We start from the raw sequence: 11,884 nt of genomic DNA, 5'->3' as shown, positions 1-11,884 counted from the left end.
CCGGTACCGCCAAGTCCGTGTACCACCCCGTCCGTGTGCCGCCCCGTCCGTGTCAGGACGCGTCGCACACCGCGGGGTTCCGCCCGATCCAGTCGGCCACCTCGACCGGATCGGGGGAAACCCCGTACCGCTCATGTGTCTGCCAGTGAACCGCCCGGACCACCTCCGGGCGGCGCAGCAGGGCATGCGCCGCGGTGGGCCGGCCGGCGGCGGAAAGCGCCAGGCCCAACCCCGCCCAGGCGGACGGCAGTCCGGGATACTCCGTCAGCACGTCGAGGTAGCCCCGCACGGAGCGAGCCGCGTCGCCGAGGAGCAGAGCGACATCGGCAGCCACCAGGGCCAAGGGCCGGCTCGACGCGTCCTCATCGGCACGTACCCGGGCGAGCAGGGTCTCCGGCTCGGCCAGCCGTACGCGCCTCAGTTCGGCCCGCGCATCGGGCAGGCCGCCCCGTGGGTCGGGCCGCAGGCGGGAGCGGACACCGGGCGCCGTGCCCGGGTCCGCACCGCTGCGCCATGCCTCGGTGAGCACCCGCACCTGACCGGGGTCCGGACGGGTGTGCCGGGCTCGCCAGACGGCCCGCAGATCGGCCCCTTCCGCACGGGCCAGCTCTCCCGGCCACTCGGGTACCGGCTCGTACGGCCAGGCGTCGGCCGTTTCGGCCATCCTCTCGACGAACTGCCGGCCCGCCTCCGTCAGACCGGGCGACGTGCGCAGCGTCGCCAGTGCCTCACCGACCGCCGTGTGCCAGACGGCGTACTCGAAGTGGGCGAGATCGGCGGCCGGACCGCTCAGCGCCCGGCGCTCGACGCGCCAGAACTCCGTCACGCCCGCGAAGGCGTATGCGCCGTGCAGCACACCGGACAACGGACGTGGGTCGCCCCGCCACGGGGCGTAGAACAGCGGATCCTCCGCACCCGGCGAGTCCGTGTCGCACAACGGGAGTTGATGCAACAGGCCGTTGAGGACGGAGTGCCGGGTCTCGTGCACCATCGTCACGGCCAGTTCGACGGGATCCGGAGGCAGCGAGATCAACGCGCTGCCGAAGGCCTCGCTGTAGGAGGCGCTGGCGGTGCGGAACCGGGGTGCGGGCGGCAACGGGACGACGACCCGCAGTGCGGCGGCCAGCAGCTCCGTAGCCTGTGGGTGCCGTGCCGACAGCAACTTCCCTGCTTCACCCAGCAGTTGCTGCCAGCGTTCCGCCTGACCGCCACTCAGCGAAACGCTGGACGAGGGCAGCGTCTGCGCCCGGAAGTCCCGGTACGGATCGCAGTCCTCCAGAACCAGGGAAGGAGCGCTCCTCTCCGGGGCCCAGGCGGCCCTGCGTACCGGCTGCCAGTCGCTCGACGGCCGGCCGGGGTCAGCGGGCAGACTCAGCCGGTGTTCGCCCGCGGCCAGCACCGCCGGACCGGATCCCGCACGGGGGACGCGGAGAGTGGCGACGGCAGGCGTCCGGGCCCGGTCGTGGTCCGTCGCCGCCGGGAGGCGGATCCGGCCCAGCGTCGGCAGCGCCACGCAGCCTTCGCGCACCGGTAAGCGAATCGTTCCCTCAGTTCCCGAGCGCAGTGCCGCGGCGGCTGCCAGGCAGTGCAGGTAGCCGAGTTCCGCCCACAAGGGCAACCCGTCCCGGCCCTCGTGCGGCACCTTGTCGCCGGCGTGCAGACGTTCCAGGACGCGTACCGCCCAGATGCCGGTACCGGGATGCTCCAGCAGGTCGACGACCACGTCGGGGCGGGCCTGCTCCACCCGGAGCAGGAGATCCAGGGCGATGTCCATCGACGGCAGTGGCGGACCGGCGTCCACCGCGCACTCCCGTGCGGTCTCCACCACGGCACGCACCATGAGCATGCGACGACCGCGTTCCACGGCGCGGATCCGGTGCGCGGTACCTGCTGTCAGGCGTCCCGCGGCCAACGCGTCGACGTCGGAGGCCGGCGTGTGATGTCTGCCGAGCGTCGTCCTGGTGCCGGAAGGCGGCTCGAACATCCGGCTCTACAGATCGCCGGCGTCGCAGCCGGCGGCGAAGTACGGGCTGCCGCCACCGCCGTTGTTCGCCTGGGCCGCGGACCTCTCGCCGAGGTGCCGCACCAGAGTGTGCAACGCGTCCACGACCAGTGGGTCATGGAAGGTCATCACTTCCTGGAGCCCGCATTGACTGAGATCGACAAGATCGGTCTCGAACTCGGTCGCAGAAGTCGTCACGTCCCATTGCCCCCTGTCGGTGTGCCGAAGTCGGTTGCATTGCATCCACAGGTCTTCTCTCATAGTGGACCGTTGATTGCGGCACCGGAAGGGTGCCCAGAAGCCACTTCGGCCGGAACTGGGTAGGCATCTTCAGGATTTCGGACATGATGTCCCCATGTGGCATGTCCTTCGCTACCGTTGCCGGGAGGTACGCGAGTACGCGCTGTGAAGCGCGACGTACGCCGAAACGGTCGGGGGGCGAGAGCAGTGGGTGAATTGCTGCGGTTCGAGCTGGAGGACGGTGGGTCCGTCGTCGCGCAGATGGATGATCTCGGGGGTGGTGTCGTCCCGGCGGCCAGCGCCTCGGATGTCGTGGCCCGCGCCACCGGCTCGTTCGAGTCCGCCCTGGAAGGGGTCCGCAGAGCGGCGTCCGCCACGTTGAACCGGATGAGCAGTCTGCCCCAGCGCCCGGACGAGATCACCGTCGAGTTCGGCATCCAGCTCGACGCGGAGGTCGGCGCCGTCCTGGCCCGTACGGGAGCGCAGGGCCACATCCAGGTGCAGGTGACGTGGCACCGGAAGGCTGAGAGCGGCCCCGAGGGCTGAGCGGCCGTTCCTCGTCCCCTGGCCGGAGCAGCCCTCGGGTAACGTCTCCGTGTAAGGCAGGTCCCCGACCGACACCGGAGCCCCCGGCCTCCTTGGAGCATCACATGATCGCGGGGGCGTTTCGTTGTGTCTTCATAGGAGTGACCTGCGTCGTCGCGCGTGAAAATGTGGGTCTATGCGTTTCATTGAGTCCGGCACCGGTCACCATGTCGAATCGTCTCCGGTTCCCTACGACCTGACGTACGACGACGTCTTCATGGTGCCGAGGCGTTCCGCGGTCGGCTCGCGGCAGGGCGTCGACCTGGCTTCGCCGGACGGCACCGGCACCACGATTCCCCTGGTGGTCGCCAACATGACGGCGATCGCGGGCCGCCGGATGGCCGAGACGGTGGCCCGCCGCGGTGGGCTCGTCGTCATCCCGCAGGACATCCCGATCGAGGTCGTCGCCGAGGTCGTCTCCTGGGTCAAGAGCCGGCACCTGGTCCTGGACACCCCGATCGTCCTCGCCCCGCACCAGACCGTCGCCGACGCGCTGTCCCTGCTGCCCAAGCGCGCACACGACGCCGGTGTCGTGGTGGACGGCGAGGGCAGGCCCGTAGGTGTCGTCACCGACGCCGACCTCAGCGGCGTCGACCGCTTCACCCAGCTGTCCGAGGTCATGTCCCGGGACCTGCTGCTGATCGACGCGGACATCGAGCCGGGCGAGGCCTTCGACAAGCTGGACGGCGCCAACCGCCGCTACGCGCCCGCCGTCGACGCGGACGGCAGGCTCGCCGGCATCCTCACCCGCAAGGGCGCACTGCGCGCCACGCTCTACACGCCGGCCACCGACGCGGACGGCAGGCTGCGCATCGCGGCCGCCGTCGGTATCAACGGCGACGTCGCGGGCAAGGCCAAGCAGCTGCTGGCGGCGGGCGTCGACACGCTCGTCGTGGACACCGCCCACGGCCACCAGGAGTCGATGCTCTCCGCGGTCAGGGCCGTCCGCGGGCTCGACCCCCAGGTGCCGATCGTCGCGGGCAACATCGTCGCCGCCGAGGGCGTACGGGACCTGATCGAGGCCGGCGCGGACATCATCAAGGTCGGTGTCGGACCGGGCGCCATGTGCACCACGCGCATGATGACCGGTGTGGGCCGCCCGCAGTTCTCGGCCGTCCTGGAGTGTGCGGCCGAGGCGAAGAAGCACGGCAAGCACGTGTGGGCCGACGGCGGGGTGCGGCACCCGCGCGACGTCGCCATGGCGCTGGCCGCGGGCGCGTCGAACGTCATGGTCGGCTCGTGGTTCGCCGGCACGTACGAGTCTCCGGGCGACCTCCAGCAGGACGCCGACGGCCGCCCCTACAAGGAGTCGTTCGGCATGGCGTCCGCGCGCGCGGTACGCAACCGTACGTCGGAGGAGTCGGCCTACGACCGGGCCCGCAAGGCGCTGTTCGAGGAGGGGATCTCGACCTCCCGGATGTTCCTCGACCCGGCCCGGCCGGGCGTCGAGGACCTGATCGACTCGATCATCGCGGGCGTGCGCTCCTCGTGCACGTACGCGGGCGCCAACTCCCTTGAGGAATTCGCGCAGCGGGCCGTCGTCGGAATCCAGAGCGCCGCGGGCTACGCGGAGGGCATGCCGCTGCACGCCAGCTGGAACTGAGCGGGGTCGTCGTCAGGCCCCCTTGACGTCAAGGAGCCTTGACGTGGCGCTGGGGTCATGGCGACACCACAGAGCATCGAGCCGCAGCACACACTGTTGACCGCCGTGGCCCGCCTCGACGAGCTGCGGGTCCGGGACTCGCTCGCGGGGGCGGGCAGCGACGAGGAGGCCCTCGGCCGGGGCGAACTGCTCGAACTGCTCGCGCTCGGCGAGGTGGTGGCCCGCAAGGCCGCGTACGGCCGCCAGCTCAGCGTGCGCGCGGCTCGTGCGGCCGGGGCCTCCTGGTCCCAGATCGGCTCCGCCCTGGGGACCAGCAAGCAGGCCGCCTGGGAGGCCCACAACCGCTGGATCGACGAACAGGCGGCGGTCCACGGACGGCCCGGCCAGATCGGCTTCGACGAGGCCGAGGTGGCCGAGGCGCGCGCGGCCGCCGGACAGCCGGACGGCCCCTGAGCTGGGCGTGCCGCGGTGACCTGGCCGGCCCTCGGGAGTCCGGACGGCCGACGGGCCCGTGGTCTACTTCAGTCACGGCCCCGATGTTCACCAGTGGTTGTTCACCAGTGGTTTTTCGAAGAGAAGTGAATCCACCCGCAGTGCTGAACAGTCTCGACGAACGTATCGTGCACGCCCTCGCCGAGGACGCCCGGCGCTCCTACGCCGACATCGGGCAGGAGGTCGGGCTGTCCGCGCCCGCCGTGAAGCGCCGGGTGGACCGGCTGCGGTCCACCGGTGCAATCACGGGCTTCACCGTTCGCGTGGACCCGGCGGCGCTCGGCTGGCGGACCGAGGGTTTCGTCGAGATCCACTGCCGCCGGAACACTTCCCCCGAGACCATCCAGCGAGGCCTTGAGCGGTACCAGGAGGTCGTGGCCGCGTCCACCGTCACGGGAGAGGCGGATGCCCTCGTGCAGGTCTTCGCCGCCGATATGCGGCATTTCGAGCGGGTGCTGGAGCGCATCGCCGGCGAGCCGTTCGTGGAGCGGACGAAGTCCGTGCTGGTGCTCTCCCCCTTGCTGCGGAGGTTTTCCTCGGGCTCGCCGACCTAGGGCCCTGACAGGCAACGGCGTGGTCGTCAGATCACGATTTTTTCCTCGGTGACCATGACCCCCACGGAACGCATGTCGATGAACTTCGCTTCGTCCGGGTTCACCAGCTTCTTGTAGTTCTCGGAGGCGAAGAAGACGTCGTGGTCCTCCCAGCTCTCGAACCAGATCTCCGTCAGACCGTCATACGCGGGGCTCGGGTAGTTCTCGGCGGGCACCGGGTGGGACACGGCGTACTTCTTCACCAGGCGCCGCGCCTCCGGAATGGAGGTGAACAGCGGCGCGTGCCGGTCACGGTGGTACTCGACGAACTGCTCGAAGGACATTCCGTCGACGCGGTTGATCATGAACGCGAACTTGAGCACTGGTTTCCGCTCTCTTTCCCAGGGCGACGTGGTGGTGAGCGTTAACCTAAACGTTCACATCGGTGTCAGGGGCAAGCCGTTGTGGCCCAGCACACAACCAGGAGTCGAGATGCGGATCGGTGAACTGTCCGCCCGGACAGGAGTCAGCCGGCGGATGTTGCGCTACTACGAGGACCAGGGCCTGCTCGTCAGCTCACGCTCGCCCAGCGGACAGCGGCACTACGAGGACGCTCACGTGGAGCGGGTCCGGCTCGTACAGGCGTTCCTGGCCGCGGGCATGTCCAGCGGCACCATCGCCGAGATGGTCCCCTGCATGGCCGAGCCCAGCAGGCGCGGGGCGCGGCGGGCCCTGGCCGTCATGGACCACGAGCGGGCCCGGCTGTCGTCCGCCATGGACGGCCTCACCGCCGCCAGGTCCGCGCTCGACCAGCTCATAGAGGTCAATCGGACGTACCTGGCCGAACCGCACCTGGCCGAGCCGCCGGACGGCACACCGTGATCCGACCGGCTCCACAAGCCTCTCGCTTCGCCGAACCGGACGCTTCGCTGTACCGGACGGCAGGTCCCCTCTAGCATCGGTGCCATGACCTGGCGACATTGATTCACCAGCCCCGCCTCCCGAGGACCGCCTCGGACGCCGTACCTCCGGCGTCCGAACTCTCTCCGCGGTCCCTTCGGGAAGGCCTCATGACACTCTCACCCGCACGCGTGCCCCACGCCGCCGTCCGGCGGCTGACGACCACGCTGTACGGCTACGCGTTTCTCGACGACTTCGTCCTGCTCTACCCGGTGTACGCGCTGCTGTTCGCCGACACCGGGCTCACGGTCTGGCAGATCTCCTCACTGTTCGCCCTGTGGTCGCTGACCGGTGTCCTGCTGGAGATCCCGTCCGGCACCTGGGCCGACGCCGTATCACGGCGGATGCTCCTTCGGGCCGGGCCGCTGCTCACCGCCGCCGGGTTCACGCTGTGGGTGCTCGTCCCGTCGTACTGGGCGTTCGCCCTCGGTTTCGTGCTCTGGGGTGCCAAGGGGGCGCTCGGCTCCGGCTCCCTGGAGGCGCTGGTGTACGAGGAACTCGACCGGCTCGGCGCGGCCGACCGCTACGGACGCGTCATGGGCCGGGCCCGCGCGGCGGGGCTCGTGGCCGTGATGGCCGCGATGGGCCTGGCCGGACCGGTCTTCGCGTTCGGCGGCTATCCGGCCGTCGGGCTCGCCAGTGTGCTGGCCTGCGTGTCGGCGGCGGCCACCGCGGCACGGTTCCCCGAGCACCGGGAGCCGGCTGCCGCGGCCGGATCCGGATCCGGATCCGGTGACGGCTGGACCCGGCCGCTGCTGGCCGGGCTGGCCGAGGCCCGCGCGAACCGGTCCGTCCGGGCCGCCCTGCTGCTCGTACCGGCCGTCACCGCGGTGTGGGGCGCCCTCGACGAGTACACGCCGCTGCTCGTCCGGGACACGGGGGTCGCGGAGAACGCCGTACCGTACTGGCTGTTGCTGATCTGGACGGGGGCGACGGTCGGCGGGCTGCTGGCCGGCCCGGGAGAGCGGCTGGGCGAGGGCGGGTTCGCCTGGCTGCTGGCGGGCTCGGCGCTGGCGCTCGCCGCGGGTGCGGTGACCCGGACCCCGGCCGGTATCGGCCTGGTGGCCGTCGCCTTCTGCGGGTTCCAGCTGGCGAGCGTCCTGGCCGACGCGCGGCTCCAGGAGCGTATCGGCGGAACCGGCCGGGCCACCCTGACCTCGGTGGCCGGGGTGGGTACCGACCTGACGACCGTCGCCGCGTTCGGCGCCTACGCGGCGGTCGGTTCGGCGACCACGCACGGCACGGCCTTCGCGCTGTCCGCGGTGCCCTACCTCCTGACGGCGCTGATCGTGGCCACCGGCAGCAGGACGGCCGGACCTTCCACTGATCGCACGGCCCGACCGTGAGCCCGCCCGCGAGAGAGCCGTCACGCACCAGGGCAGGCACCGAGGCACGTGCGGGGGCATGCATCGGGGCGTGCACCAGGCTGCGCACCAGGTCACGCAACGAATCGCCGCCGGAGTGCCGACGGACGCAACGAATCGTCCACTGGCGCGCAACGGCTCCTCCTTGTCCGCCGGAACCCCCCGCCCGTACCGTCTAACAGGCGCCCGGCCGGCCGGCCAGACCGCCTGGCAGCCCTCCCCCCCCCAGCCCCTCTGTCCCGGTGAGGAACACGCATGCGCACCGCCCTGCTCCAGAGCTCCGGCCGTCCCGGCTCCGTCGTCGAGAACCTCAGGGTCCTCGACGAGGCCGCGAGCCGTGCCGCAGCCGCGGGCGCCGGGCTGCTGATCACCCCGGAGCTGTTCCTCACCGGCTACGCGATCGGCGCCGAGGTGCACCGGCTCGCCGAGCCCGCCGACGGGGACGCCGCGGACGAGGTCGCCGAGATCGCCGGCCGGCACGGCGTGGCCGTCGTCTACGGCTACCCGGAGCGCGCCTCTCAGGACGTGGTCTTCAACTCGGCTCAGCTGATTGCGTCCGACGGCCGCCGCCTCGCGAACTACCGCAAGACCCACCTCTTCGGCCGCTTCGAGCAGGAGTGGTTCACCCCCGGCGACGAGCCGGTCGTCCAGGCGGAGCTGGACGGCCTCCGCGTCGGCCTGATGATCTGCTACGACGTGGAGTTCCCGGAGAACGTCCGCGCGCACGCCCTCGCCGGCACCGACCTCCTCGTGGTGCCCACGGCCCAGATGCATCCGTTCCACTTCGTCGCCGAGTCCGTCGTCCCCGTGCGGGCCTTCGAGAACCAGATGTACGTGGCGTACGTCAACCGGGTCGGCACGGAAGGGGAGTGCGAGTTCGTCGGGCTCTCCACCCTGGCAGGACCCGACGGCGGCGCCCGGGCCCGCGCGGGCCGCACGGAGGAACTGGTCCTCGGCGAGGTGGACCCGGCGTTCCTCGCCGCCTCCCGCGAGGCCAACCCGTACCTGAAGGACCGCCGCCCCGGCCTCTACGGGTCCCTCGCCTGACACCCCCGGGCCATCAGCCCCACCAGTCCCACTAGCTCCACCGGCCCCATCGGCTTCACCAGAGCTTTCGCGCAAGGAGTCCGTACCCCATGACGTCCACGGTGCCCCCCGCCGTCCCGCACCCCGACGGGCGACCGCCGATCACCATGTTCGGCCCGGACTTCCCGTACGCGTACGACGACTTCCTCGCGCACCCCGCGGGCCTGGGCCGGATACCGGCGACCGAGCTCGGCACCGAGGTGGCGGTCATCGGCGGCGGCCTCTCCGGCATCGTGGCAGCGTACGAGCTGATGAAGATGGGTCTCAGGCCCGTCCTGTACGAGGCCGACCGGATCGGCGGCCGGCTGCGGACCGTCGGCTTCGACGGCTGCGACCCGTCGCTGACCGCCGAGATGGGCGCGATGCGCTTCCCGCCGTCCTCCACGGCGCTCCAGCACTACATCGACCTGGTGGACCTGCGGACCGAGCCGTTCCCCAACCCCCTCTCCGAGACCACACCCTCGACCGTCGTCGACCTCAAGGGCGAGTCGCACTACGCCGAGACGCTCGCCGACCTGCCGCAGGTCTACCGCGACGTGGCCGCCGCCTGGAGCGCCTGCCTGGAGGAGGGCGCCGACTTCTCCGACATGAACCAGGCGATGCGCGAGCGCGACGTGCCCCGTATCCGGGAGATCTGGGCGAGGCTCGTCGAGAAGCTCGACGACCAGACCTTCTACGGGTTCCTCTGCGACTCCGAGGCGTTCAAGTCCTTCCGGCACCGCGAGATCTTCGGCCAGGTCGGCTTCGGCACGGGCGGCTGGGACACCGACTTCCCGAACTCCATCCTGGAGATCCTGCGCGTCGTCTACACCGAGGCCGACGACCACCACCGCGGCATCGTCGGCGGCAGCAGGCAACTCCCGCTGCGCCTGTGGGAGCGCGAGCCGGAGAAGATCGTGCACTGGGCGTACGGGACGTCGCTGGCCACGCTGCACGACGGGGAGCCCCGGCCCGCAGTGACCCGCCTGCACCGCACCGCGGGCGACCGGATCACCGTCACCGACGCCGGGGGCGGCATCCGTACGTACCGGGCGGCGGTCTTCACCGCCCAGTCCTGGATGCTGCTCTCCAAGGTCGCCTGCGACGACGCGCTGTTCCCGATCGACCACTGGACCGCGATCGAGCGCACCCACTACATGGAGTCGAGCAAGCTGTTCGTGCCCGTCGACCGGCCGTTCTGGCTGGACAACGCCGTCGACGACAGGGGGGAACCCACGGGCCGGGACGTCATGTCGATGACGCTCACCGACCGGATGACGCGCGGCACCTACCTCCTCGACGACGGCCCGGACAGGCCCGCCGTCATCTGCCTCTCCTACACGTGGTGCGACGACAGCCTCAAGTGGCTGCCGCTGTCCGCGAACGAGCGGATGGAGGTCATGCTGAAGTCGCTCGGCGAGATCTACCCGAAGGTCGACATCAGGAAGCACATCATCGGCAACCCGGTCACCGTCTCCTGGGAGAACGAGCCGTACTTCATGGGCGCGTTCAAGGCGAACCTGCCCGGCCACTACCGCTACCAGCGGCGCCTGTTCACGCACTTCATGCAGGACCGGCTGCCCGAGGACAAGCGGGGCATCTTCCTGGCGGGCGACGACATCTCCTGGACGGCGGGCTGGGCCGAGGGCGCCGTACAGACCGCGCTCAACGCCGTGTGGGGCGTCATGCACCACTTCGGCGGCGAAACCGACCCGGCCAACCCGGGCCCCGGCGACGTCTACGACGAGATCGCCCCGCTGGCACTCCCGGAGGACTGAGACGCACTGTTTCCGGGTGAGGGGCGCTGACGGTCCAGTGTCCACCGCGGCCTCTGGGGGCTGGTCGCGCTGTTCCCCGCGCCCCTGAACGGGGCACGCCCACGGGACGCCCCGCCAGGGGCGCGGGGAACTGCGCGACCAGCCCCCACCAACCCGCAGACAGCCACCCGCAGACAGCCCCCCCGCAGACAGTCACCCGGCTTGCCGCGGAGCGCTCAGCGGAGTGAGCAGACACCGGCCGACCAGGCCGACCCCGGCATCGAGCCGCTCGACGAACTCCTCCGCCAGGTCGGGCAGTTCCCGAAACGCCCACAGCCCCCGCGCGGCGGACCACGCCGCCTCCCGGGCCCGCTCAAGGCTCCACGCGCCCAGCAGATGCGTCAGCGGATCGGCGATCTGGAGGAGGTCGGGGCCCGGCATCAGATCCTCGCGAATCCGCTCCTCCAGCGCGACGAGGACATCGCCCACCCGGTCGAACTCGTCCTCAAGATCGGCCGGTTCGCAGCCGAGCGTACGACAGGTGTCCACCACGGCGAGCGCCAGATCGTGCCCGATGTGCGCATTGATACCGGCGAGCGCGAACTGCAGCGGTCGTACCCCGGGATGGCCCCGGAGCTGGAACAACGGCCGCCAGCAGGCGGGCGGGCGGCGCTCCTCGGCGACCGCCTCGACGGCCCTGAGGTAACGCTCCGCGAACAGCACGTCCAGGGTGATCGCGGCCCGCGCGTCGGTGAAGTGCCCCGCGTCCAGGCGCCTGTTGATCTCCTCCGTGACGGTGAGGTAGACCCGGTTGAAGACAGCGACACCGTCACGCTCCGGCCAGCCCGCGGCGAGCGCGCGCATACGACGCACCACCGCGTCGACGCCGTCGGCGCTGTGGACGCGAACGTCGTGGACGCGAACCGTGTCTTCTGCGAAGCGATCCAACCGCACCATGGGCACAGAGTCCCAGGCTTAGTCTGTGTCCGGTGCCGCCGGGCCGGGCGTTTCCCCAGAACGAGGGAATACGCGGGACCCGGCGGAGGGGGGAGTACCACGTGTCGGGCCGACGTGCCGAGCGCCTGGCCGCACGGAGGGCGGAGCGCCGACGTGCCGCCCGGCGCGGCGCCATGGTGGTGGCGGCGTCCGCCGTCGTCGTGATCGGCACCGTGACCGGGATGCTGTCCGCGCTGGACGACGGCCGGGGCAGCGACGAAGCGCGCCCCGACGTGACCAGCTCACCGCTCCTGCAACCGCTGCCCGCCGTGCCCACCCCCTTGCCG

12 protein-coding genes and 1 pseudogene are annotated in these 11,884 nt (G+C 71.1%); 9 read left to right on the top strand and 4 right to left on the bottom strand.

Features of this window, described 5'->3' with window-relative positions; all coding sequences use genetic code 11:
• Positions 1 to 52 precede the first annotated feature (52 nt).
• Both AOK01_RS32550 and AOK01_RS43795 read right to left on the bottom strand, forming a co-directional pair.
• On the bottom strand, positions 53 to 1,984 hold the full coding sequence (locus tag AOK01_RS32550) for an HEXXH motif domain-containing protein (RefSeq protein WP_055518042.1): 1,932 nt from the start codon (positions 1,982 to 1,984) through the stop codon (positions 53 to 55).
• A 6-nt stretch (positions 1,985 to 1,990) separates the two neighbouring features.
• Positions 1,991 to 2,200: a hypothetical protein gene (locus tag AOK01_RS43795; RefSeq protein ID WP_157871575.1), complete on the bottom strand. Its 210-nt coding sequence runs from the start codon at positions 2,198 to 2,200 to the stop codon at positions 1,991 to 1,993.
• A 249-nt stretch (positions 2,201 to 2,449) separates the two neighbouring features.
• Between AOK01_RS43795 and AOK01_RS32545 the strand changes: the two genes are divergently transcribed.
• The 4 genes from AOK01_RS32545 to AOK01_RS32530 all read left to right on the top strand — a co-directional run bounded on the left by AOK01_RS32545 (position 2,450) and on the right by AOK01_RS32530 (position 5,476).
• Positions 2,450 to 2,788, top strand: coding sequence for a CU044_2847 family protein (locus AOK01_RS32545; RefSeq protein ID WP_055518040.1), 339 nt, complete (start codon positions 2,450 to 2,452; stop codon positions 2,786 to 2,788).
• A 175-nt stretch (positions 2,789 to 2,963) separates the two neighbouring features.
• Positions 2,964 to 4,430, top strand: coding sequence for a GuaB1 family IMP dehydrogenase-related protein (locus tag AOK01_RS32540; protein WP_055518038.1), 1,467 nt, complete (start codon positions 2,964 to 2,966; stop codon positions 4,428 to 4,430).
• Positions 4,431 to 4,487: 57 nt separating this feature from the next.
• On the top strand, positions 4,488 to 4,883 hold the full coding sequence (locus AOK01_RS32535) for a hypothetical protein (RefSeq protein ID WP_055518036.1): 396 nt from the start codon (positions 4,488 to 4,490) through the stop codon (positions 4,881 to 4,883).
• A 140-nt stretch (positions 4,884 to 5,023) separates the two neighbouring features.
• Positions 5,024 to 5,476 (top strand): Lrp/AsnC family transcriptional regulator, encoded by a 453-nt coding sequence (locus tag AOK01_RS32530; RefSeq protein ID WP_055518035.1) that lies wholly within the window; start codon positions 5,024 to 5,026, stop codon positions 5,474 to 5,476.
• Positions 5,477 to 5,502: 26 nt separating this feature from the next.
• Here AOK01_RS32530 and AOK01_RS32525 read toward each other — a convergent pair whose 3' ends face one another.
• Positions 5,503 to 5,838 carry an EthD domain-containing protein gene (locus AOK01_RS32525; protein ID WP_055518033.1) on the bottom strand — a complete coding sequence of 112 codons (336 nt, stop codon included), beginning with the start codon at positions 5,836 to 5,838 and terminating at the stop codon, positions 5,503 to 5,505.
• 109 nt (positions 5,839 to 5,947) lie between these two features.
• Between AOK01_RS32525 and AOK01_RS32520 the strand changes: the two genes are divergently transcribed.
• The 4 genes from AOK01_RS32520 to AOK01_RS32505 all read left to right on the top strand — a co-directional run bounded on the left by AOK01_RS32520 (position 5,948) and on the right by AOK01_RS32505 (position 10,622).
• Positions 5,948 to 6,337, top strand: a complete 390-nt coding sequence (locus AOK01_RS32520) for a MerR family transcriptional regulator (RefSeq protein ID WP_055518031.1) — start codon at positions 5,948 to 5,950, stop codon at positions 6,335 to 6,337.
• A 188-nt stretch (positions 6,338 to 6,525) separates the two neighbouring features.
• Complete coding sequence (locus AOK01_RS32515) at positions 6,526 to 7,761, top strand: MFS transporter (RefSeq protein ID WP_055518029.1); 1,236 nt, start codon at positions 6,526 to 6,528, stop codon at positions 7,759 to 7,761.
• A gap of 273 nt (positions 7,762 to 8,034) precedes the next feature.
• The gene (locus AOK01_RS32510) at positions 8,035 to 8,826 is read left to right on the top strand and encodes a carbon-nitrogen hydrolase family protein (RefSeq protein WP_055518027.1); all 792 of its coding nucleotides are present in this window, start codon (positions 8,035 to 8,037) and stop codon (positions 8,824 to 8,826) included.
• Between the two features lie 89 nt (positions 8,827 to 8,915).
• Positions 8,916 to 10,622, top strand: coding sequence for a flavin monoamine oxidase family protein (locus tag AOK01_RS32505; RefSeq protein ID WP_055518024.1), 1,707 nt, complete (start codon positions 8,916 to 8,918; stop codon positions 10,620 to 10,622).
• 192 nt (positions 10,623 to 10,814) lie between these two features.
• Here the strand turns inward: AOK01_RS32505 and AOK01_RS32500 are convergent, their stop codons facing one another.
• Positions 10,815 to 11,558, bottom strand: a complete 744-nt coding sequence (locus AOK01_RS32500) for a DUF5995 family protein (protein WP_220450596.1) — start codon at positions 11,556 to 11,558, stop codon at positions 10,815 to 10,817.
• Positions 11,559 to 11,659: 101 nt separating this feature from the next.
• Between AOK01_RS32500 and AOK01_RS41920 the strand changes: the two are divergent.
• Positions 11,660 to 11,884 (top strand): annotated as a pseudogene (locus AOK01_RS41920) (glycoside hydrolase family 6 protein); the annotation flags it as partial.

This window comes from Streptomyces aurantiacus, from assembly GCF_001418335.1.
Taxonomy (GTDB): Bacteria; Actinomycetota; Actinomycetes; order Streptomycetales; family Streptomycetaceae; genus Streptomyces; species Streptomyces aurantiacus.
Note: the sequence above shows the minus strand (reverse complement) of the source record. Positions and strands in the feature narration are given on the sequence as shown.